Consider the following 22714-nt stretch of genomic DNA (forward strand, 5'->3'; position numbering starts at 1 on the left):
GTCACTTATTGAACTCCATTCAAAGATTTCAATGCTGATAATACTTTATCAGGCGTTGCAGGAAGGTCTGAGATGATTGCGCCAGTGGCATCGCGAATAGCATTCAAGATTGAAGGAGCCGTTGGAATAAGAACGTGTTCACCCAGTCCCTTTGCGCCATACGGACCTTCGGCATCTTCAACTTCCAAAATGATGTTTTCAAACTCAGGCATATCACCAATTGTCGGCATCAAATAATCATGCAAATTTTCTGTACGGCCTGGCAAATAATCTTCCATCAGTGCCAATCCAATTCCCTGTGCCACGCCGCCTTCTATTTGACCTTCCACCAACATTGGATTGATCGCTCTGCCCACATCATGGGCCGTGGTGATCTTATCCAGTTTGATGGTGCCAAGGCGGGTATCGACAGTAAGTTCCATAAGCTGCGCACCATAGCCGTAGACCGCATAAGGGATACCCTGCCCCTTTTCATCCAACGCCGAAGTTGGCGGATCATAAGTCTCTTCAGCCATGAAAACATAACCATATTCATTGGCTGCAATTTCTTCTGTGTGAATAGATACTGTTTCACCTTCATCCGAGATATTGATGACGTTCCCTGAGATGGAAATTGTCGCCGTCTCTCCAACATTTACCTGACGCAATAAGGTTTGACGCAATTGCTCACCTGAGAGCTTTGCAGCACACCCTGTAACGTAGGTCTGACGGGAAGCGGATGTTTTACCGCAATCTGGTGTTAAGTCGGTGTCACCATCAATCAACGTGATCGAATGAACAGGAACCCCCAGCGCATCAGCCGCAATTTGCGTAATCACTGTATTAGCACCTTGCCCAATATCCATAGCGCCTTGGTGCAAAACAACGTCTCCATTGTTGCGAATACCCATTCTGATTGTCGACGGATTAGGCAGTGATGTATTGCCACATCCATACCAGCAAGACCCAAGCCCGACACCTTTTCTCAGGCCCGTTTCACTTTGAGATTGGTTGAATGCTTTTGCTGCATCATTAGCTTTTTCCCATGCAGGCTTAAGCGCTTCAAGACATTCTACAATGCCAACGCCTTTGTTGAAAACCTGCCCCGTAACGGTCGGCTGATTGTTGCGAAGACCGTTCTTTATTCTAAATTCTAAGCGGTCAATTCCAACTTTATCTGCCAGCTGATCAAAAGCTGTTTCTTGCGCAATGGCAGACTGCGGCACACCAAAACCTCTGAATGCGCCAGAAGGTGGTGTGTTCGTGTGAACAGCCACTGAATGCGCGCAATAATCGGGCGTAAAATATGGACCAGATGCGTGAACAGGCACCCTGTTGGCAACTGTCGGGCCCCAACTTGCATAAGCGCCAGTATTGAAGGTACCGTCGAAGTCAAACCCACTTAATAAGCCATCATCATCACAACCCACCGTTAGCGAGATTTCGGATGGATGCCGTTTTGTGGTGGCACGCATGGATTCAGTGCGCGTGTAGCAAATTGTAACGGGTCGGTTCAACCGCCAAGCAGCTAGCGCTACATAGGGTTGAAATGAGATATCTAGTTTCGACCCGAAACCTCCCCCGCATGCCGATGGCATAACCCGTATGGCGCTTTTATCCATACCAAGAATTTCAGACAAACTATCACGGTCCATTTGGGCTGCTTGCGTACAGCCATAAATCTCAAGCCGATCACCTTTGCGCATGCAATAGCCAGCCTCTGGTTCGATATACCCATGCTCAATAAAAGGCGTGGAGGTTGCAACCGTTACTGTGTGTGCGGCATTAGCGAGAGCTTCCTTCGTATTGCCCCGCTCAACATAACCACGCACCAAAACATTGCCTTCGCGCGTTTTATGGAGCTGGTCCATAGAGGGCGCCAGAGCTTCACTCGGCAATAAGGCGTGATTGCGTTTTGTCCATTTGACGGGAAACGCATCGCCTTTCAATTGCTTGATTGCGGCAGGCTCTCCGACGATCGCAGCGATTGCTTCACCGCGATAAATTGCCGTGCCTTCTGCAAAGACCGGCTGGTCAGCAAAGGGTGGGATAACGCCAAAGCAATTGACGCCTTCAATATCGGACGCATCAAATACCGCAACGATGCCAGCGTTATTTTCAACAAACCCATCTTTGTCGCCAATTTCAAAATCAGCAAAATGATGAGGGCTTCTGACAACAAGAACTTGCAAAGCATCTTGCGGAATAACATCCGAACCGTAGGCCAATTCACCGGTTACTTTTGGCACCCCATCCAAATGAGAAATAGCCGCCCCAACGCCTGCACCTGCCTGAGGTGGTGTGACGTTGCTTATTGGACGATGTGTATTGGCAACAGCTTCAACGATCTTTTTGTACCCTGTGCACCTGCAAAGTACGCCGCCCAATGCATCTTCAATTTCTAGGTGCGTTGGATGCGGGTTTTCGTTCAACAACGCATTTGCCGAGATCAACATGCCAGGTGTGCATATGCCACATTGAGCTGCGCCATGACGCAAAAAACTTTCCTGCAACGCACTCAAAGTGCCGTTATCTGAAAGCCCTTCTGCTGTCTCAACAGCCGCCCCCTCAACTTGGTTTGCAGGCGTTAAGCAAGCGCAGGCCGTTTGACCATCTATAAGCACAGTACACGCACCACAGTCACCGGCGTTGCAACCAATTTTAGTCGCAGTCAAACCAAGATTATCGCGCAAAACATCAGACAAGCGATCGGTCGGATTGGCTTCAATCTCGACGGCTTTATCATTTACTTTAAATGCTATTTGCATGATCAAGCCTCCCTTGTACGTCGGCAATAACGCGGCCTACCAATTCTCGGCTTGCATCCATTCGATAAACTCCACTTGCCCGCACATCATCAATTGGGGCTAAGTCTTTCATGTGTTCAGCTAAGATGAATTCTGGCGTAATTTTATCGAGCGGTTGACCAACAAGTGCCGCTTCCAGTGCCGTTAGCCGCTTTGCGACAAGTGAACACGAACCAACACTAATAGCAGCGCCTAAAATTGTATTTTGATCATCCACTTCAATTCTCGCTGCAACCATGGAAATTGAGATGACTAAATATTTTCGTGCGCCAAGCTTCAAAAAGCTCGAAGCACCTTTTGCCGCGTCTGCTGGAATAATGATCGCGGTTACAATTTCATCATCGCTCAAATCAATTTTACGGTTGCCCAAAACAAAGGCAGAGATTGGAAGCCGACGATTGCCGTCGATTGACGTTATTTCGACCAATGCATCTAGCGATAACAAAGGAGGCATGCCATCAGCTGCCGGAGATGCATTGCAAATGTTGCCTGCTAATGTTGCTCTATTTTGAATTTGCACGGACCCTACTTCGCGAGCCGCTAATTTCAAGCCATCAAAAGCTGGAGGCAGATCAGCTTTAATCACATCAGTCCACGTAACCAACGCACCAATCGACCAAGAACCATCAGACCGTTTCGTAATTTTCTTCAGGCCAGCTATTTTTGAAATATCCAGTATATTTCCTTCAGGCTGCCGATCTTGCAGACTAGGATAGAAGTCTGTTCCTCCCGACAACATTGACCACTTATTCGAAGATAAAAGATCAAGAGCTGCATCCAGCGTTTTTGGACATTCAAATATCATATTCTATCTCATTGGTTCACAAACGAGCTCAACGGCATTTTCAAATTCTATAGAGCGCATATCGATTAAACGTCTCAATCACCAACACCCGGTTCAGGTGATAGATGAGCCTCTTTCGATGCCACTCCATCCCACTTTGCAGCATCAGCAGGAGCCTCACCTTGCTCTGTGATATTTGGCCAAACCTTTGCATATTTTGCGTTGATTTCTAACCACTTCTCCAGCCCAGGTTCTGTATCTGCTTTAATTGCCTCAGCAGGGCATTCAGGCTCACAAACACCGCAGTCGATACATTCATCAGGATGGATCACAATGAAATTTTCACCGATGTAAAAACAATCGACAGGACAAACTTCAATGCAGTCTTGATACTTACATTTAATGCAGTTTTCAGTTACGACGTACGTCAATACACCACCCTCGTTTCAATCAAATTGGCCATATATTCGTTGATTTCACCACTCTTCAAGCGCGCCTTTTGGCCCGTTGGTGGAAGCTCTTCTTTTAAGAAAAATTCTGGCAACTCATCATCTTCAGCGGTGAATCCAGCATCATCATTGAACGCCTTTTCAAGCCGCAACGTTTCAATTCCAATATCCTTGATGAAATCAGGATCAACATCACATTGATGGGCATCATTTATGGCATCGGCGATGAGCTTTAAATTGTCATCTGTTACTGATCTACCGAAAACACAAAGACCAAAAGAGTCAGCAACGGCACTATTGACCTGCATTCTGAAGCTTTCAGCGACCAGCTCCTCAATGGACTTATCATCACACTTGAAACCTGGCGCATTTCCAACGGTGTGATCAGCGCCTTGGGCCGTCAACATCATTGAAATTCCGGTGACTTCAATGATACGCGGATCATAAGCACTAATTGCCTGCTTCTTGATGACGGGAACACGCTCCACACCAAGCCCCTCGCCAACACGTGCTGTTCCTTGCGCGAGAAATTCCCCACGTTCGCCACCAGCACGAATTTCCGTCAAACAATGTTTCATGAATTCCAGATCGCCAAATTCGGCTTCACCAGCCTCCATCAACACCCCAATGGTTGCACCAAGTTCGATACTATCCACACCGAGATCGTTGGCCGTTTCATTGAGCAGTGCGACATCATCAGGTTCGGTCAACCCGCAGTTAGTGCCAAGCAAACCAATGGTCTCGTACTCCAAGGGAGAAACAAGCTCTCGGCCATCTTTATCAACGTACACATTGCTACATTTGATCAAACAACCAGGCATACATGCGTGTGAAATTTCACCACCCCGCGAGGAATTTAACTCACGAATGTAATCACCGCCCATCTTCAACGGGCCACCGTCTGGAGGTGTTAGTTGTCCTGATGAAAAATTGCGAACGGGCAATGCGCCCATGTAGTTTGTGAGATCCCCCACCATTGCTGTCCCTGTGGACTTCAACGTTTGGATCGGAACCGCCTCATTCAGCATTTTGCCATATTCTTTTACCGCACCCATGACCTTTTTACGATCATGCACAGGCGGCATTTTGTGCTTATCGATGACGATCGCTTTAATTTTCTTAGCGCCCATCACTGCACCCACACCACCTCTAGCCGCTAAGCGTGATGGTCTGTTATCGGTATCTGAAAACGCGATACCAGCCATAAGGCCGAGATATTCGCCAACAGGACCGCAAAGCGCGAGGGATACTTTTTGCCCATATTCTTCATGGAGTTTGGCGGCGCAATCAAAATTACCTAGCCCCATATAAGGTGCTGCATCATGAAAAGTGATGGGGCCTTCTTTTGGAATATGCAGGACAACCCAATCATCTGAGGCGCCATTGAATATGATCGTGCCAATTTCCAATTGGCCCATTGCATAAGCAAAAGTGCCGCCGCTATTGGCTTCCTTTATTCCGCCAGTCAAAGGGCTCTTACACCCCACACTCAATCTATTGGCATTGGAAAAATTAGTTCCTGCAAAAGGGCCTGCGGAGAAAATCAGCGGGTTTTCTGGTGCAAGCGGATCAACCTTTGCCACATCTCGCTCAACCAAGGTGCGAGCAATTAAATATCTCCCAGCCTCAGCAACAGCACGCGCTGACATCTCTTGACTTTCAATAGCCTGCGACTTCAGATCAATCTCAATATGCTTCCTCATAGCAAATCCCCTCCAATGCAAGCACAACCCTAAAGAAGCTTAGTGATAGCACTCTATTATTAATTAGCATACGAACAAATAAAATGTTTGTAAACTGCGAATGATAAACAATTAAACAAAGCGCAAAAAAACACAATCTACATTCCCGTGCGAGTGTGCAGACATTAAGCCCTGCTGTTTATTCACGAGTAATCTGTTGATGACTTATTAGGTGACAATGACTTGACATTTTTCAGTCGCCTACATTATCGTTAGTATGCATATGAAATAAAAATCGAACATTCATATTTTTAGCGCTTAGTTTAAGAGCCTACAGAAATGATCGGCAGTAAATGAGCGTGCAAAGGCTTGCGGTGCAAATGTTTAAATGAATAATCCGTAATCTTGAGATTGCTTAGGATTGGAAACAACGGTTGTCACTCTTGTGAGACGACTCGTTTTAATTGGCCAACTTCTCTGCAACAGCCGTTCAAAAGTGACAACCAGTATTTAGGAATTAACATGACCAACAATATCTCACCTGCCAGCAGGCCTGATCTTTCTACATTTGTCTGGGACGATGCATTTAAGCTGGAAGGTCAGCTGTCAGAAGAAGAACGGCTCATTCGAGATTCTGCGCGACAATACGCACAAGAAAAGCTGCAACCGAGAATCATAGAAGCCTTTGAAAACGAAACGACCGATCCTGAAATCTTTCGAGAAATGGGTGAGATGGGTCTTCTCGGCGTCACCACCCCCGAAGCTTACGGCGGCGTTGAGGCTGGTTATGTAAGTTATGGCCTTGTCGCCAGAGAAATTGAGCGTGTTGATAGCGGTTACCGCTCAATGATGTCGGTTCAATCATCGCTCGTCATGTACCCCATCTACGCCTACGGGTCTGAAGAACAACGCAACAAGTTCCTTCCCAAGCTTGCATCGGGTGAATGGATTGGCTGTTTTGGCCTGACCGAACCGGACGCGGGTTCTGATCCGGCTGGCATGAAAACAACCGCGAAGAAAGTTGATGGAGGATACGTATTATCCGGCAGCAAAATGTGGATCTCAAACAGTCCAATTGCAGATGTATTTGTGATTTGGGCAAAATCAGACGCACACGACGGCAAAATTAGAGGCTTCGTTCTTGAAAAGGGCATGAAGGGTCTTTCAGCACCGAAGATTGGCGCAAAACTATCCCTGCGCGCTTCTATTACCGGTGAAATCGTTATGGACGGTGTCGAAGTAGGTGAAGATGCACTGCTTCCCAATGTTCAAGGATTAAAAGGCCCGTTTGGTTGCCTCAACCGCGCCCGCTATGGCATCAGCTGGGGTGTATTAGGTGCCGCAGAATTTTGCTGGCATGCAGCGCGCCAATATGGCCTCGATAGAAAACAGTTCAATCGTCCTTTGGCGCAGACTCAGCTTTTTCAAAAGAAGCTCGCAGACATGCAGACGGAAATTACATTAGGCCTTCAAGGCTCACTGCGGGTCGGTAGATTGATGGATGAAGCTGATGCGGCTCCAGAAATGATTAGCCTGATGAAACGCAACAACTGCGGCAAAGCATTGGACGTGGCCCGCATGTCGCGCGACATGCACGGCGGCAACGGGATAAGCCAAGAGTTTCAGGTCATTCGCCACATGGTCAATCTAGAGACTGTGAATACCTACGAGGGAACGCATGACGTGCACGCCTTGATTTTAGGCCGCGCGCAAACTGACTTGCAGGCTTTCTTCTAAAATTAGAAACGGCTTGTTGTTCCAAAATGCTATTATGTTAGCATACAAATAATAATGCTAAATCTTGAGGCTCACATGAACTCGGAATCGAAAAAACTGGTTATCCGAAATATCGGACTATTGCTCTCAGGCAAAATGGAAGCCCCCATATATGATGGCGACTGTGTGATTGCGATCGATGGCAAGATCACCGAATGGGGATATGAAAAAGACCTCGATACTGAAGGCGCGACAACTGAGGTCGACGCCAATGGCGTGACGCTGGCGCCTGGTTTGATCGATAGCCACATTCACCCTGTGATTGGCGATTACACACCCCGCCAACAACAATTACATTGGATCGATTCAACTCTTCACGGCGGGGTCACCACGCTCATTTCTGCTGGTGAAGTTCATATGCCTGGCCGCCCGAAGGATATTGTTGGTCTCAAAGCAATGGCGATTGCGGCACAGCGTTGGTATGAAAACTTTCGCCCCTCTGGTGTGAAGGTTCATGCTGGTGCGCCAGTAATTGAACACGGCATGGTGGAGCAAGATTTTAAAGACCTTGCTGATGCAGGCGTAAAGCTTCTTGGCGAAGTTGGGCTTGGCACTGTTAAAGACGGCAAGACAGCCAAGGAGATGGTGGGTTGGGCACGCAAATATGGCATCCAAAGCACCATTCACACAGGCGGGCCTTCAATACCCGGTTCAGGTTTGATTGATGCTGACATGGTTCTTGAAACAGGCACAGATGTGATCGGCCACGTGAACGGCGGACACTCTGCCCTTCCAGACGATCAGATTATTTGCCTTTGCGAAAGCTGCACCAGCGGCCTTGAAATCGTCCACAATGGCAATGAACGCGCGGGCCTTCTAGCATTAAACACCGCCCGCGAACTCAAGCAGATGGACCGCATTATATTGGGAACAGATGGACCAGCTGGTTCAGGCGTGCAACCGCTTGGCATCATGCGCATGGTTGCGATGCTCTCTAGCCTTGGCCATGTGCCAGCGGAAGTAGCGTTTTGCTTCGCCAATGGTAATACAGCGCGCCAACGTGAGCTTGATACGGGCCTTATCGAAAAGGGTTATTGCGCTGACTTTGTGCTTATGGACCAAGCGCAACACGCGCCGGGCAAAACAATATTGGAATCTGTTGAACAGGGTAATTTACCAGGTATCGGCATGACCATCATTGATGGCGCGATCACCAGCGAACGTAGTCGCAACACCCCACCTGCCACCCGACTTCCAATCATCGTAAAACAGTAGAAACGGTTGCTGTCGCCTTTGATAACCCACAAATCTAAAACCGCGAGTTAAAGTTCATTTATGATGGTGTGATGGGTGTAAGAGCCCCAGTGGGTTTCCCACACACCAACTAACTCTAGGCTAGGTCTTTCCGATTTCGCATGGAAATTAGGCTGTGTGTAAAGTTGCCATGTTGTGCTATTGATCAAAGCGGGAAACGACTAGAGCTTTATTTTGAGCAAACATGAAAACGACAGAATATAAAATCGATCAACAAATTGGCTATCTGCTTCGCCTTGCACACCAAAGGCACAGCATGATTTTCCAGCAACATATGATTGCGGATTTAACGCCTACCCAATTTTCGGCACTCGTGCGAATTCATGAAGAAAAATCCTGTTCGCAAAACCTTCTAGGCCGCATGATTTCTGTCGATGTTGCCACAATGAAAGGCGTCATTGACCGATTGAAGAAGAAGGAGCTCATTAATTTAAATGCTGATCCTACCGACAAGCGCAGAACGCTCATTAGTCTAACTCCTGATACAGAGGAAATGATGAGCGACCTTCTAAAAACAGGCTCTAAAATTTCTGACGAAACACTACGCCCCCTTACAGCAACCGAAAAAAATCGCCTGCTTCAGCTTCTAACAAGAATTACATAGTTCTGTAATCTTGAGACTGGCGTGAGACTGAGCAATCACCTCCATCAACACCCAATGGATAATTGAGCACTTAGGTTATGGGCGGGATGCCAAACCTCAAGCTCCAATGAAGCACGGACCGTGGTTTAAACGTCCTCATTTTTTATGACCGTAAAGCGATCCCAACAACGTTGGTGTGAGATACATCGGGATTTGGTAGCAAGCAATAAACAGCAAAATTGGGTCCGTCACACTTAACGGCAATGCTGCAAGGAAAATTGCCAAATTACGGTTTCCCGCTGAAATAGAATAAGCGGCCCTGCTCTTTCCAATTTTGAAAAATCCCAGCCCATGCCATGTCATAATTTGCGTTCCAATATTTGCGGCAAAAGCCACACATAGGGTCACGACGATTTCAAATGGTCGGTTGATTGCCGCATCTCCAAACCCTGTCATCAAACCTGTGACAATGACGGCCATCATAATTGTCGTTAAACCATCGATTGATTTTACCTTAGGCTTGGATATTTCAGGGACAAAGAAACGGCGAATAGCAAAGGCCAGCATTGACGCTGCAAATATTATGAAGAACAGCTTCGCAGCGATCCAAACAATCATTTCAGGATCACCAAATGCTGGCATCAACCAGAGCGGAAGAAGGATCGTTAGCGGAAGCAGTGCAGTGGCGACGATCAGCAACCGCAGGGACGGTGCAGGGTCGTTTCCGGTTATCATTGTTAGGCTGGGACTTGCTGATATTGGCGCTGATGAAAACACCAGAAGCAGCGCCACATAGATTGGATTGACCGTGTCAGTCAGCAGAAAGATGACGGCAAGCAGACACGGCAGTGTCACTTGAAAAATTGCGATGAAAAGCAAAACACCGCGCAGGTCACTTAGTTTGCCCAAGGCTTCGGCAGGTTTGATCCTAAGCGCTGCGAGAAACAGCAAAATGGCAATGCAATACCCAACCCAAGGGCGCACAGCATCCGCAATTGGCGGAACGAAAATTCCCACCAATAACCCACACACCAAAACCCATTTGCTGTGGGTGGAGGCCAGATGAAGAATGCTTTGGCGGGCAACCATCACGAAGGATTGCTGCGAATAGTCTCAGGCAACCAAGTCGCAAGCTCGGGGAAGAATATCAATACAAAGACCATCAAGATCATGATCCCAAACATCGGCAGCGCGGCCCTAGCGATGTAGTTCATCTGGTGATCGGTCATGCCTTGCAAGACGAACAGATTAAAGCCTATTGGCGGTGTGATTTGTGCCATCTCGATGACCACGGTTACGAATATACCGAACCAAATAACATCGATGCCCGCCTCGCGGATCATTGGTTCGACAATCGCCATTGTTAAGACGACGGCAGAGATGCCATCCAAAAAACAACCCAAAATGATGTAAAAAACCAACAGGGCCATCAACAGCTCAAATCTTGATAGCTGCATGGTCGCGATCCAATCGGCCAATGCGCGTGGCAGACCTGTGTAGCCCATTGCTAAAGATAAAAAGGCCGCACCCGCCAAGATGAGCGTAATCATTGCCGAGGTTCGTACAGCACCCATTAGGGATTGTGAGAAGGAGCTGATGTTTAACGACCCTTGGAAGGCTGCAAGCACCAAGGCACCCAGCACACCAAAGGCGGCAGCTTCGGTCGCGGAAGCAATGCCGTAATACATTGAGCCGATGACCAAAACAATCAGAAGGATAACCGGAATAAGATAGGCAGAGTTTTTAACCTTCTGACTAAAGGGCATCTTCGCTTCGGGGGTTGGCTTATAGTTCGGTGAGACCAACGCATAAATCGCGACATAAGCCATAAACATAGACGCCAAAACCAAACCCGGAATGACGCCTGCAATAAACAGTTCTCTAATCGATTCATTGATGCTGACACCATAGACAATCAATGTCAGAGACGGCGGGATCATAAGGCCAAGCGTCGCAGCGCCTGCAAGTGTTCCAATGACCATGTGCTCTGGATAACCACGTTCTCGCAACTCAGGGATCGACATGCGCCCAACGGTTGTAAGTGTTGCAGCCGATGAACCGGAAACGGCGGCAAAGACGGTGCAGCCGACGATATTGGTATGCACCAAACCACCAGGCAAATAGGCCATCCATGGCGACAGCCCTTTGAACATGTCTTGCGATAATCGTGTTCGAAACAGAATTTCACCCATCCACACAAACAGGGGCAATGCCGTGAGTGTCCAAGAAGATGATGCGCCCCAGATCGTGTTGATCATCGCGCTACCAGCAGGCCTTCCCGCCAGCAGTTCAATGCCTATATAGGCAACGCCCATAAGCGACAGGCCGACCCAAACACCCGACCCAAGAAAGAGGAAAAGTATGCCAAGAAAAATGCTAACGGCTACGAGCTGCTCCATCTCTTAATCAGCTCCAGTTTCTGTCATGCTGGTTTCGCGCACATTGGGCTTTCCCGTCATAACTAGCGTTATCAAGTTGTCCCAAAAACAAATGGCTAAAAGTACTGAGCCAACGGCCATGCTAATTTGCGGAATCCACAAGGGCGTCGCATCAAGGCCTGATGAAATGTCATTAAATTTGTGGGACTGAATTGTGAACTTGCAAGCAAACCATGCAAACAATGTTGTAATCACTGTCCCAGCACCGTAGCTCCAAACCTCGCCCCAAAATTTGTATTTCCCAAGGGCTGTTAAAAGCAATGAAACGCGAATATGTGACCCATGATTAAAGGCATAAGCGAAGCCAAAAAAACTTGCCGCTGCCATCGCATAACCCGCATAATCTGGACCGCCTCTAAAGGGGAAACCGAAGTTGCGTGAGGCGATCTGTAAGACAATCATGCAAACGATTGTAATAAGGCACAGCGCTGAAGCGATCCCGCCAGCGAGATAAGCGCCATCTAAAATTCGTCTGACAGACTTCCCCATATTCACCCTCGATTGACTTGCAAATTATTCATACTGCAAAAGAGTGAGTGGCAACGATTATTGAATGATATCATTGTCACTCATTTTGTAATCAGGCCGCTTAATTAGCCTTGAAAGTGTCGACGATTGACTTGCCGGTATCACCAGCTGCATCCAACCATTCATTGGTCATGGTTACGCCAATTGCCTGCAATTCAGCTTTCAGACCATCTGACGCTGCTTCGACAGTCATACCGCCCTTACGAAGACCGTCGTAAGTGAATTGAGTATAATCCTTTGACTGCTGCAATCCCCGCGCTTGTGCTTCCGTTCCACATGAAGTGAGCGCTGCTTTTTGACTATCGTCAAGTTTTGCATAAGCATCTTTATTGACCATCACAGTATTACGTGGAAGCCAAGAATCGACCTCGTAGAAATTTGTGACGCCTGCATCAAACACTTTTCTGTCGAAGCCAGTAGCGCCTGATGAAACCATTGATTCAACAGCATTGGTTGAAAATGCCTGCTGAATTTCCGCCGCTTCAATCTGTGTTGGCTGCATGCCAGCTAGCTCAGCGAAACGTGATGTTGCCGCATTATAAGCGCGGAATTTTACGCCCTTCATGTCTGCAACTGAGTTTACTTCTTTCTTGAAATACAAGCCCTGCGGTGGCCACGGAACGGAATAAAGAAGTTGTAGGTTTTGCTCATCAAGCGCTTTTTCAAGTTCACCTTTGGCAGCATTAAATAGCTTTACAGACTCATCAAAAGACGTTGCAAGAAACGGTACGGAATCGACACCAAACACTGGGTTCTCGTTGGCATGGGCAGAAAGCAGCCGTTCGCCGATGGAGACATCACCTGTTTGTATCGCCCGCTTAATTTCGCCGCCCTTAAATAGTGAGCCGCCAGGATGGGTTACGATTTCAAGCCCACCGCCTGTTTTGTCTGTCACGCATTTAGCAAATTCTGCGCCATTTTTTGAATGAAAATTGGATGCGGAATAGGCCATTGGCATATCCCATTTTTCTGCAAAAGCAGCTGAGGTCATGGCGAGGCCAACGGCTGTCGCTGACACAAGAACAGTAATACTTTTCATCTTATTCCTCCCATTGTTAATACCATATGGAAGCGTTTTACTGGTGAGGTTGCAAGGCCTAATCTGAATAAATTGTTTTGAGTCATTCAAGGTTATTCATGCCAGCAGCAATTCGCCGACTATTGGTATTTAATGTTGGGATCTAGACGGCGTGTGTCGCAATTTCGTTCCCGTTCCTGAATGGACCAATGACCGCTTAAAAGTTTTTAGAGAGCGCTCCAAAGCTCAGAGCGCCCGCTCTCAACTGAGATTTTTAGACTTTAAATATCCCGTCATTCGCAAAATAACACCAACCTTACAATTAGGCCGCGGCGCGGTTTGCCTGTAGTTTTTCGTCAACAGTTTCAACGATTTCGTCGATCACAGATGAGTTCATGTTTCGTTGACGTCCGATCATTTGAACCACGCGATCAACCCGTTCTATGTAAGGTGCGCCCGCGTAAACAGCCCGTGCTGCTGATGATGGATTGAGAAGGTTTTGTGCAGCAGCTGCATATTTTTCAAACGGCACTTGATCGCTCGCGTCAGCGCCAAGATCACGGGCGAGTGTATTGACCCATTCATATATCGCGCGAGACTGCTCCACGTCACCGTGAACCGCTTCTTTAATCGGCTTCACTTCACCTCTGGTAATGCAACGATAATTCCCCGTCAAAAGCATGCTCCACTTAGCGATTGGGACAAAGATTGAATCGTGCGTGCGAAGTTTCACTGGAATTTCGCGATCACTCAACCGCACGTTTTCGACGTCTGTTTCTAGTTCTCTTAGAATATTCGTATAGGCATTGTCTTCAAAAGCGGCGGCTTTAAAATTCGTTGGTAGGCCCACTTGAAGAACGTTGAGCCCTTCTTCTGGAGGCCGAACAGCTTGGGGGTCTGGGCTACAAAGGGTGACAAGCGTCGGATCGAAATCGGCCCACACACTCGCATCAGTGTAGCATGTTTCTAATTCCCCATGATCCAAACCTTTGATCCGCTTTAAGTATGGCAACGGTGGCATGTTCATAATTGAAAGGCATGGCTTGCCGCTTTTTGCAATTTTAGCCAAGAGGTTTTTGATCACGTCAACGCGGTATTGTGGCTCCTGCATTGCAAACCCAATCAAATCATATTCTTCAGGCTTCGCTTCAGCAGGCGTAATTGCCTTGAGATTTCCAGGAAACGCCGACGACATTAAAACAGTAAAGTCAGCATCGCCACGCAGTTTAATACGAACGATGGTTCCTTTTTCATTGATAAGCTCAGCCTCCTCTGGGAGACACACCAAAGTCACGTTGTGACCAGCCATCAAAAGTTTGGTAGAAAGAAGCGACCCGTAGGACGCGCCTAAGATGAGAACATTATAAGCCATTATTTCCTCCCCGTTTAATCAATTAATAAAATAGACGGAAAGACTGACATTGATGTTGAGCAACATCAATGCGATATTATAAACTATTTGGACTAACACTTATTCATATTAGTTGAAAATTTACATGGCTTTATTTAACTCATAGACCGAGTCCAACTGCTGGTTCCGCGTTAGCATCAATAGAACCGAATTGGCTGATTGGATGAGTATCTAATACCTAAATCAAAGCCTCAAACAGCGCTCTTGTGTTTTCTGCGGTCATCTCAATCGGATTACCACCCGTACTAGGATCGCGAAGAGCAGCATCTGTAAGCGCATCAATATCTGGATCAGTTACGCCTAACTCAGTGAGTGTTTTGGGAATGGCGAACGATGCATTGAAATCATCTACGAACGCACAGAACCCGTCAAACCCGCCATCGATACCAAGATAACCTGCTGCCGTATCAAATCGGCTGCGAATGGCATCGGCATTAAACTTCAGCACCTCAGGCATGCAAACAGCATTGGTTGTGCCGTGATGGGTGTGGTGCATTGCGCCAATTGGATGGCTTAGGGCGTGGATTGCGCCTAAGCCTTTTTGAAAGGCTGTAGAACCCATTGCAGCTGCACTCATCATATGCGCGCGCGCTTCAATATTAGCCCCATCATTGTAGGCAGTGGGCAGATAGTCTTTCACAAGCCGCATCCCTTCGAGCGCGATACCTTGGCTCATTGGATGATAATGCGGCGAAGAATAAGCTTCCACGCAATGGGCAAAGGCATCCAAGCCTGTACCCGCCGTAATGAACTTTGGCATACCCACCGTGAGCTCAGGGTCGGCTATCACCACCACTGGCAGCATCTTGGGATGGAAGATGATTTTCTTCTCATTCGTTTCTGAATTGGTGATTACGCTTGCACGCCCAACTTCTGACCCTGTGCCAGCCGTGGTTGGTACAGCAACAACGGGCGCAATGCCGTCAGGGTCTGCCCGTGTCCACCAGTCTCCAATGTCCTCAAAGTCCCACATAGGGCGCGTTTGCCCTGCCATGAAGGCGATGACCTTCGCAAGATCCAAACCGGATCCACCACCAAATGCGATCACGCCGTCAAACCCACCATCGCGGTAGAACTTCACGCCCTCCTCCGCGTTTTTGTCTGTTGGGTTCGGATCAACATCCGCAAAAATTGCAGCACCCAGTCCCGCCTCTTCCAGCAAGCTCAAAGTGCGCTTGGTGATTTCCATCTCCGCAAGGCCACGGTCAGTCACGAGCAGCGGCTTCGTGATGCCTGCGGTCGCACATGCATGGGCAATTTCATCAATACGGCCAGCACCAAAACGGATCGGGGTTGGGTAATTCCAATTAGCGTTCAAAGTCATTTGGTACTCTTCTTCATATGATAGGATTTAGGGCGCGTGAGATTGTGATATCCAATCACAGACAATCCTCCACCGCGACCAGTATTCTTGCATCCAGTCCAACACAATGCTGGGTCCAGATAATCACATCGGTTCATGAACACAGTGCCGGTTTCCAGCTGACGGCCAATTTCAAACGCCTTGTCTGCGTCATCCGTCCATAGAGAACAGGTGAGACCAAACTCACTATCGTTCATGAGGGCAATGGCTTCCTCATCATCTTTAACAGACATAATACCAACAGCGGGGCCAAAGGTTTCGTCCCGCATGATCCGCATATCGTGGGTGACACCTGTCAGAATTTGTGGCGTCACATAAGCACCGCCATCATCTTCGGCAAAGGTTGGAATATGGGCCATCGCGCCCTGCCCGACAGCTTCATCAATTTGCGCACGCACTTCCGCGGCAAAGCGAACATTCGCCATTGGACCAATCGTGGTATCTTCATCAAACGGATTGCCAAGCTTGTAAGTTTTAACAAGGGCGACTGCCTTTTCAACGAAGGCATCAAAGAGACTTTCATGCACATAAATGCGCTCTATCCCGCAGCAGCATTGGCCAGCATTAAACATGGCACCATCAATCAATGTATCAACAGCCGCATCAAGGTCAGCATCTGCTCGCACGTAGCCTGGGTCTTTACCGCCAAGCTCCGTAGAGACGGCAGTAAATGTGCCTGCTGCTGCCCGCTCCATCGCTTGGCCACCGCCAACAGAACCTGTGAAATTCACAAAGCCGAACGAGCGCTCGGAAATCAGTTTAGACGTTGTGTCATGATCTAAAACCACATTGGTGAAAACGCCCTTCGGCACACCCGCTGCTTCAAAAGCATCAGCTAAATGCTCGCCCACAAGCAACGTTTGCGAAGCGTGTTTTAGCACCACCGCATTGCCTGCAATCAGCGCTGGCGCGACCGTATTGATCGCGGTCATATAGGGATAGTTCCACGGTGCCACAACCAAAACCACGCCATGCGGTTCGCGCTCAATTTTGCGGATAAAATTATCAGACTGTTCAAGCTCAATCGGGGCCAATGCCTCTTCAGCAATGGATGCCATATAATCTGCCCGCTCTTTAAAGCCACCAAACTCACCGCCATAGCGAACAGGACGCCCCATTTGATTGGCAATGATGGAAACCATGCGGTCGGTCGTCTGGCCGATATAGGCAACGGCTTTATTGACGGCATCAATACGCTCAGCTAAAGGCCGCGCCCCCCATGCTTTTTGCGCTTCTTTTGCCTGCTCTACAGTGCTTCTCGCTTCGTCCGCAGATAAAATAGCACGCTCTGCGTAAACCGACCCGTCAATTGGGGAGATGCATTTAATCGTATTGCTCAAGTTATTAGGCCTTTTCAAATCCACGTGCGATTTCCCAATCGGTCACGGTCTGGTCAAATTCTTCCTGCTCCCATTCGGCGCAGCGTGTGTAATGGTCTACAACATAATCCCCCATCGCCTCGCGCATAAACGCAGAAGAGCGAAGGCTTTCAGTCGCAGTGATAAGGGTGCGCGGCACATCCGGCACGGCGTCATTGTTATACATATCACCGTCAGCGGGTGGTGCCAGTTCCAATTTATCTTCAATCCCTTTAAGGCCAGCCGCAATGAGGGCGGCTTGTGCTAAATAAGGGTTCATATCGGAACCTGGAATACGGCACTCAACGCGAACCCCCTTGGTGTCAGCGCCACATAGTCGGAAGCCTGCGGTTCGATTATCCACCGACCATGCCGTCTTTGTCGGTGCAAACGAGCCTTTAGAAAACCGCTTATAAGAATTGACATAGGGCGCAAAGAAATACGTGCATTCACTGGCATAAGCGATGAGGCCCGCCACGAAATGTTCCATCAGCTTCGACATACCATGCTTGCCATTGGGATCATGAAAGATATTCTTGCCATCTTGCCAAAGCGACATATGCACGTGGCTTGCACTGCCAACACGGTCTTTATGCCATTTCGGTAAGAAGCTTGCAGAATGCCCCTTTTGCCATGCGATCTCTTTGGTCGCGTGCTTGGCAATGGTGTGGTGATCGGCACAGGCAAGCGCATCAGCATATTTGATATTCAACTCCTCCTGCCCCGCTTCCGCTTCCCCTTTCGTATTCTCAACAGGGATGCCAGCCGCATACAAATGATTACGCAACGGGCGCATCACGTGTTCTTCTTTTGAGGTTTGGAGGATGTTGTAATCTTCGTTATAGGGACCGAGTGGTTGAAGGTCGCGATATCCTTCGCGCCGCAATTCATCCAAAGGCTTTTGGAAGATGAAAAACTCAAGCTCCGTTGCCATCTTCGGGCTTAAGCCGCTAGCTTCTAACTTTGCAATTTGTTCTTTTAAAATTTGGCGCGGTGAATGCGGCACCGGCTTGTGGGTGTGGTGATCTAAAATATCGCAAAGAACCATCGCCGTTCCCTCTAACCAAGGCATTAGGCGCAGGGTTGAAAGATCTGGTTTCATCACATAGTCGCCATACCCTTCACGCCAACTGGTAGAGGCATAACCATCTGGTGTTGCCATCTCCAAATCAGTCGCAAGCAAATAATTGCAGCAATGAGTTTCTTGGTGAGAGCTTTCGAGGAAATTTGAGACGTGGAACCGCTTACCCATTAATCGACCTTGCATATCGACAAGGCAAACAAGAACAGTGTCTATCGTTCCGCTTGCGGCAAGTTCTTTCAGCGTATCAAAGGTCAATGGCGATGTCATGAAGCGATGTCTTTCTGATTAGTGATTAGATAAAGACTGCGAGGAAAATTGGGGAATCCCCCGCAGCCTTCATTGCATAAGCTTTAACCGTATCGGTAAGGACGGCCAGCTTTTTGCATATCGGCGTTGTATTTACGGAAAATATCAACGATTTTTGCTTTGGTTTCTGATTCTGCTGCGATCTCGTCCCAGAACTTAATCGCGGCATTTTCAACCTGCGCCCATTCAGCATCTGGAATGGATGTCAGTTTCATTTTCGGACCATTGACGCGAAGGTTCGCTTCGCCGCCCCAATACCACCACTGACGGTAGTAATGGCTTTGCTCCATACAAACTGTAAGCAGCGCTTTCAGGTCATCAGGAAGCTCGTTCCAACGCTCCATGTTGGAGAAGAAGTGACCAATCCATGCACCAGAAATATTATTGGTGAGGAAGTAGTTTGTCACGTCAGCCCAACCAACGGTGTAGTCTTCGGTGATGCCTGACCATGCGATGCCATCAAGTTCGCCGGTTTGAACAGCAACCTCAATATCTTCCCAAGGAAGGGTTACTGGCACAACACCAAACTGTGCAAGGAAGCGGCCCGCTGTTGGGAATGTGAAGACCTTTTTGCCCTTCAAGTCAGCCAATGAATTGATTGGGTCTTTGGTTGCAAAATGGCATGGATCCCAAGCGCCCGCAGAAATGTGCTTCACGCCAACTTTGGAATATTCTTCATCCCAAATTTCTTTCAAACCATATTGGTTGAATAAAACTGGCACATCCAAAGAGTAGCGAGAACCAAATGGGAAATAGCCGCCGAAAACGGTTACTTCAGTTGGTGATGCCATTGAATCATCATCTGATTGCACAGCATCAATGGTGCCGCGTTGCATCGCTTGGAAGAGCTCACCTGTTGGAACCAATTGATCAGCGAAGAACAGTTCAATCTGCATTCTATCGCCAGCAATTTTATTGAATGTGTCGATAGCAGGTTTCACCACATGCTCAGCCAAAGCGGCACCTGCATAAGTCTGCATGCGCCACTTAATTGTCGATTGCCCAATGGCGGGTGTCGCCAAAGCAGCGGCTGGGGCTGCCATTGCAGCGCCCTTGATAAAGGTACGTCTTGTTGTCATCTCAGTATCTCCTTGCTGTTAATCGTATCGTTTTTAATCACGCTTCTTAGGGCGCTTAGTTTCCGTAAACCGTTTGTGGCAACCACAAAGCAATCTGCGGGAAAATCATAATTGTCACCAAGGCCAAAACCATGACGGCAACGAAGGGAATGATAGAGCGGTAAATATCGCTCAACGTAATTTCGGGTGGCGACATGGCCCGCATCAAAAATAAATTGTAGCCAAACGGCGGCGTCATATAAGCGATTTGGGTCGTGATCGTATAAAGCACGCCATACCAAATGAGATTGAACTCAAGCGCACCCACCAGCGGAATATAAAGCGGCGCGACAATCACAAGCATGGCTGTGTCGTCTAAGAATGTACCCATCAAAATGAAGCTAAGTTGCATCAAGATGAGGATCACCCAAGGGGATAGGCCAAGCCGCTCGGTGAACAAGGCTTCAATCGCCTTCACTGCGCCTAAGCCATCAAACACCGCGCCAAAGGCAAGAGCTGCAAGAATGATCCACATGAACATGCAAGTTATGCCGAGCGTGTTTTTCAGCGATGTCTCAAACACCTGCCACGTCATGCGACGTTTTGCGACAGCGGCGAGGAAAGCGGTGATTGCGCCGATGGCGGAACTTTCAACCAGCGATGTCCAGCCGTTCACAAACGGGATCATCATCGCAAAGAAAATGCCGAACGGTAGCAGGCCTGCAAAGAGCAAACGGATCTTCTCCGCTTTCGGCATGTCGCGTTCTTCTTCCGATAAAACCGGACCAAGTGACGGGTTCATACGGCAGCGAACAGCAATGTAAATTACGAACATTGCGGCCATCAATAAGCCCGGCACAATGCCTGCCAACCAAAGCTGACCAACCGGCTGACGCGCAATCATCGCGTAGAGCACCAACACAACAGACGGTGGGACGAGGATACCAAGCGAACTGCCCGCCTGCACAACACCCGTCACCATGCGTTTGTCATAACCACGGCGCAAAAGTTCAGGCAGCGCAATGGTCGCGCCAATCGCCATGCCTGCAACGGAGAGGCCGTTCATAGCGGAAATCAACACCATCAAACCAATGGTCCCAATCGCCAATCCGCCGCGCAACCCGCCCATCCACACATGGAACATACGGTAGAGGTCGTCAGCAATGCGGCTTTCAGAAAGGATGTAGCCCATGAAAACAAACATTGGCACGGTCAACAACGGATACCAGCGCATGAGTTTGATGCTTTGTGAAAACGCAATATCAAAGCCACCGCGATCCCCCCAAAGAGCAAGGGCTGCAATAACGGCGACGAAACCAATAGCACCGAACACACGTTGGCCTGTAAACAGCAGCACCATCATGGTCGCAAACATGAATATGGCGATCATCTCATAAGACATGGCTAGACCTCCTCCCCGCGCAACCGAAGGACATCTTTGGCAAGTTCAGACAGTGCCTGCGCCAGCATGAGTAATATTCCGACGCACATCAGTGATTTGATCGGCCACAGATAGGGCCGCCAAATGGTGCGGCTTCGTTCTAAAGTGCCGGTTTCCTTTTCACCTGTTGCCAGATCAAAGAAAAAGCTAAGCGGTTCTGAGCCAAAATATCCAAGCGAATAAGCCGTTGAACTCAAACCACCCCATAACAAAACACCGAGATAACCAAGCAGACAGAAGACCGTGATTGCATCAACCGTCGCCTTCTTCTTTGGCGACCAGTCGTCGTAAAATAAGTCCATCCGCACATGAGAACCCATCTGAATGGCATAAGGCCCACCGAGGAAGAAATAAGCGATCATCCCAAATTGTGCGACTTCCAGCGTCCATAGGGATGGCTGATCTGCAAACTTGCTGATGGTTGACCAAAGCAGCACGGCCATCATGGCGAAAATGCCATACATAATGATGCGGCCAATGCGGTAGTTGAAACCATCGACAACGGTGATGAAGGTTCTTAGCGACTTCATTGCGCTACCTCCGTCACCGGTTCATCAACGCAGAGCTTTACAGCATCCTCAATCCAACTGACTAAAGTGTCGGCCATTGCGTTGCATTGTTTTGAGGTGGCAATCAAATCGCTGCGAACTTCAAGCATGACATTGAGCAGCCCTCTTTGAACCCCATGAAGCGCTAATGTGTGGGTTACCCCATCTTGCTTGCCATAGGGCTGATTTAAACGAATGTCATAGCCAGCAGCCACCTGCATTAAAGCGTCCGCAAATCGGTCATCATCATCATGCAATACACCGATCTCAACTGCGCGCTTTTCCCCTTTGTAAACGGGGGTAAAACTATGGATGGTGATAAGTACTGTTGGCGCATCACTCTTATCCAAGACATCACTCAACAATTGTTCAAATGGACGATAACAAGCCTCAATGCGCTCGTTCTTTTGCTCGTCGCTCAAATTTTGATTGCCCGAAATTGTATAGACTTCGCTCGTTTCAGGCATAGCGTCCGTAGCTTCTGGCGGGCGATTACAATCATAGACGAGACGTGAAATCTTGCTAGAAACCAAAGGTGCATCGAGCTTTTCAGCCATATGCTTGGCCGTCTCAAATGCACCTAAATCCCAAGCGATATGGCTACGTTGCGCTTCATCACTAAGACCGAGGCTATCAAAACGTTCTGGAATGAAGGCGCTTGCATGTTCGCAGACGAGAATAACGCTGTGGTTCCCTGCCGAGTTTACCACCGAAGCTATCTCTCCATACTCTGAACGAACCACAACTTGTTTCAAACGCACACCCTCTTAATGTAAAATATTCTTCAGAGCACACGCTGATGTCAATCCTTTTTCGTAAAAATTTTTACATTCGGTTGCATAATGTG

Annotated in this window: 19 protein-coding genes; 3 read left to right on the forward strand and 16 right to left on the reverse strand. The window is 48.2% G+C overall.

What is annotated here, in order from left to right:
• Window positions 1–5 precede the first annotated feature (5 nt).
• The 4 genes from ABJO30_11550 to ABJO30_11565 form a co-directional block, all read right to left on the reverse strand.
• On the reverse strand, window positions 6–2747 hold the full coding sequence (locus ABJO30_11550; GenBank protein ID MEP3233452.1) for a molybdopterin cofactor-binding domain-containing protein: 2742 nt from the start codon (window positions 2745–2747) through the stop codon (window positions 6–8).
• Window positions 2731–3591: a xanthine dehydrogenase family protein subunit M gene (locus tag ABJO30_11555; GenBank protein MEP3233453.1), complete on the reverse strand. Its 861-nt coding sequence runs from the start codon at window positions 3589–3591 to the stop codon at window positions 2731–2733. The genes ABJO30_11550 and ABJO30_11555 overlap by 17 nt, the downstream gene beginning before the upstream one ends.
• A 74-nt stretch (window positions 3592–3665) precedes the next feature.
• On the reverse strand, window positions 3666–4001 hold the full coding sequence (gene fdxA, locus ABJO30_11560) for a ferredoxin FdxA (GenBank protein ID MEP3233454.1): 336 nt from the start codon (window positions 3999–4001) through the stop codon (window positions 3666–3668).
• Window positions 3998–5722, reverse strand: coding sequence for an aldehyde ferredoxin oxidoreductase C-terminal domain-containing protein (locus ABJO30_11565; GenBank protein ID MEP3233455.1), 1725 nt, complete (start codon window positions 5720–5722; stop codon window positions 3998–4000). Before ABJO30_11565 ends, fdxA begins: the two co-directional genes overlap by 4 nt.
• A gap of 501 nt (window positions 5723–6223) precedes the next feature.
• Here ABJO30_11565 and ABJO30_11570 point away from each other — a divergent pair.
• From ABJO30_11570 to ABJO30_11580, 3 genes are all read left to right on the forward strand, one after another.
• Window positions 6224–7438, forward strand: coding sequence for an acyl-CoA dehydrogenase (locus ABJO30_11570; protein ID MEP3233456.1), 1215 nt, complete (start codon window positions 6224–6226; stop codon window positions 7436–7438).
• A gap of 75 nt (window positions 7439–7513) precedes the next feature.
• Window positions 7514–8692, forward strand: coding sequence for an amidohydrolase family protein (locus ABJO30_11575; GenBank protein MEP3233457.1), 1179 nt, complete (start codon window positions 7514–7516; stop codon window positions 8690–8692).
• A gap of 223 nt (window positions 8693–8915) precedes the next feature.
• Complete coding sequence (locus tag ABJO30_11580) at window positions 8916–9335, forward strand: MarR family transcriptional regulator (protein ID MEP3233458.1); 420 nt, start codon at window positions 8916–8918, stop codon at window positions 9333–9335.
• A 135-nt stretch (window positions 9336–9470) separates the two neighbouring features.
• On the opposite strand, the gene ABJO30_11585 is transcribed toward ABJO30_11580, so the two are convergent.
• The 12 genes from ABJO30_11585 to ABJO30_11640 all read right to left on the reverse strand — a co-directional run bounded on the left by ABJO30_11585 (window position 9471) and on the right by ABJO30_11640 (window position 22577).
• Window positions 9471–10331, reverse strand: a complete 861-nt coding sequence (locus tag ABJO30_11585) for a hypothetical protein (protein ID MEP3233459.1) — start codon at window positions 10329–10331, stop codon at window positions 9471–9473.
• A 71-nt stretch (window positions 10332–10402) separates the two neighbouring features.
• Window positions 10403–11713 carry a TRAP transporter large permease subunit gene (locus ABJO30_11590; protein MEP3233460.1) on the reverse strand — a complete coding sequence of 437 codons (1311 nt, stop codon included), beginning with the start codon at window positions 11711–11713 and terminating at the stop codon, window positions 10403–10405.
• Window positions 11714–11716: 3 nt separating this feature from the next.
• Complete coding sequence (locus ABJO30_11595) at window positions 11717–12241, reverse strand: TRAP transporter small permease (protein ID MEP3233461.1); 525 nt, start codon at window positions 12239–12241, stop codon at window positions 11717–11719.
• 100 nt (window positions 12242–12341) lie between these two features.
• Complete coding sequence (locus ABJO30_11600; GenBank protein MEP3233462.1) at window positions 12342–13319, reverse strand: TRAP transporter substrate-binding protein; 978 nt, start codon at window positions 13317–13319, stop codon at window positions 12342–12344.
• Window positions 13320–13620: 301 nt separating this feature from the next.
• Window positions 13621–14670, reverse strand: a complete 1050-nt coding sequence (locus ABJO30_11605; GenBank protein ID MEP3233463.1) for a hypothetical protein — start codon at window positions 14668–14670, stop codon at window positions 13621–13623.
• 217 nt (window positions 14671–14887) lie between these two features.
• Window positions 14888–16033, reverse strand: coding sequence for an iron-containing alcohol dehydrogenase (locus ABJO30_11610; protein MEP3233464.1), 1146 nt, complete (start codon window positions 16031–16033; stop codon window positions 14888–14890).
• Window positions 16030–17412 carry an aldehyde dehydrogenase family protein gene (locus ABJO30_11615; GenBank protein ID MEP3233465.1) on the reverse strand — a complete coding sequence of 461 codons (1383 nt, stop codon included), beginning with the start codon at window positions 17410–17412 and terminating at the stop codon, window positions 16030–16032. Before ABJO30_11615 ends, ABJO30_11610 begins: the two co-directional genes overlap by 4 nt.
• Window positions 17413–17416: 4 nt before the next feature.
• A complete protein-coding gene (locus ABJO30_11620) occupies window positions 17417–18781 on the reverse strand; it encodes a glutamine synthetase family protein (GenBank protein ID MEP3233466.1) in 1365 nt (454 codons plus the stop codon).
• A gap of 83 nt (window positions 18782–18864) precedes the next feature.
• The gene (locus ABJO30_11625; protein ID MEP3233467.1) at window positions 18865–19899 is read right to left on the reverse strand and encodes a TRAP transporter substrate-binding protein; all 1035 of its coding nucleotides are present in this window, start codon (window positions 19897–19899) and stop codon (window positions 18865–18867) included.
• A 55-nt stretch (window positions 19900–19954) separates the two neighbouring features.
• Window positions 19955–21280 (reverse strand): TRAP transporter large permease subunit, encoded by a 1326-nt coding sequence (locus ABJO30_11630; GenBank protein ID MEP3233468.1) that lies wholly within the window; start codon window positions 21278–21280, stop codon window positions 19955–19957.
• Window positions 21281–21282: 2 nt separating this feature from the next.
• Window positions 21283–21849 (reverse strand): TRAP transporter small permease subunit, encoded by a 567-nt coding sequence (locus tag ABJO30_11635; protein MEP3233469.1) that lies wholly within the window; start codon window positions 21847–21849, stop codon window positions 21283–21285.
• Window positions 21846–22577: an N-formylglutamate amidohydrolase gene (locus tag ABJO30_11640; protein ID MEP3233470.1), complete on the reverse strand. Its 732-nt coding sequence runs from the start codon at window positions 22575–22577 to the stop codon at window positions 21846–21848. Before ABJO30_11640 ends, ABJO30_11635 begins: the two co-directional genes overlap by 4 nt.
• Window positions 22578–22714: the final 137 nt, after the last annotated feature.

This window comes from Hyphomicrobiales bacterium (assembly GCA_039973685.1).
GTDB lineage: Bacteria > Pseudomonadota > Alphaproteobacteria > Rhizobiales > JACESI01 > JACESI01.

Bases quoted from the DNA above. Each gene is read 5' to 3' on its own strand.
- ABJO30_11550 (MEP3233452.1), bottom strand. From the start codon at position 2,747: ATGCAAATAGCATTTAAAGTAAATGATAAAGCCGTCGAGATTGAAGCC.
- ABJO30_11555 (MEP3233453.1), bottom strand. From the start codon at position 3,591: ATGATATTTGAATGTCCAAAAACGCTGGATGCAGCTCTTGATCTTTTA.
- ABJO30_11565 (MEP3233455.1), bottom strand. From the start codon at position 5,722: ATGAGGAAGCATATTGAGATTGATCTGAAGTCGCAGGCTATTGAAAGT.
- ABJO30_11570 (MEP3233456.1), top strand. From the start codon at position 6,224: ATGACCAACAATATCTCACCTGCCAGCAGGCCTGATCTTTCTACATTT.
- ABJO30_11575 (MEP3233457.1), top strand. From the start codon at position 7,514: ATGAACTCGGAATCGAAAAAACTGGTTATCCGAAATATCGGACTATTG.
- ABJO30_11580 (MEP3233458.1), top strand. From the start codon at position 8,916: ATGAAAACGACAGAATATAAAATCGATCAACAAATTGGCTATCTGCTT.
- ABJO30_11590 (MEP3233460.1), bottom strand. From the start codon at position 11,713: ATGGAGCAGCTCGTAGCCGTTAGCATTTTTCTTGGCATACTTTTCCTC.
- ABJO30_11595 (MEP3233461.1), bottom strand. From the start codon at position 12,241: ATGGGGAAGTCTGTCAGACGAATTTTAGATGGCGCTTATCTCGCTGGC.
- ABJO30_11600 (MEP3233462.1), bottom strand. From the start codon at position 13,319: ATGAAAAGTATTACTGTTCTTGTGTCAGCGACAGCCGTTGGCCTCGCC.
- ABJO30_11605 (MEP3233463.1), bottom strand. From the start codon at position 14,670: ATGGCTTATAATGTTCTCATCTTAGGCGCGTCCTACGGGTCGCTTCTT.
- ABJO30_11610 (MEP3233464.1), bottom strand. From the start codon at position 16,033: ATGACTTTGAACGCTAATTGGAATTACCCAACCCCGATCCGTTTTGGT.
- ABJO30_11620 (MEP3233466.1), bottom strand. From the start codon at position 18,781: ATGACATCGCCATTGACCTTTGATACGCTGAAAGAACTTGCCGCAAGC.
- ABJO30_11625 (MEP3233467.1), bottom strand. From the start codon at position 19,899: ATGACAACAAGACGTACCTTTATCAAGGGCGCTGCAATGGCAGCCCCA.
- ABJO30_11630 (MEP3233468.1), bottom strand. From the start codon at position 21,280: ATGTCTTATGAGATGATCGCCATATTCATGTTTGCGACCATGATGGTG.
- ABJO30_11635 (MEP3233469.1), bottom strand. From the start codon at position 21,849: ATGAAGTCGCTAAGAACCTTCATCACCGTTGTCGATGGTTTCAACTAC.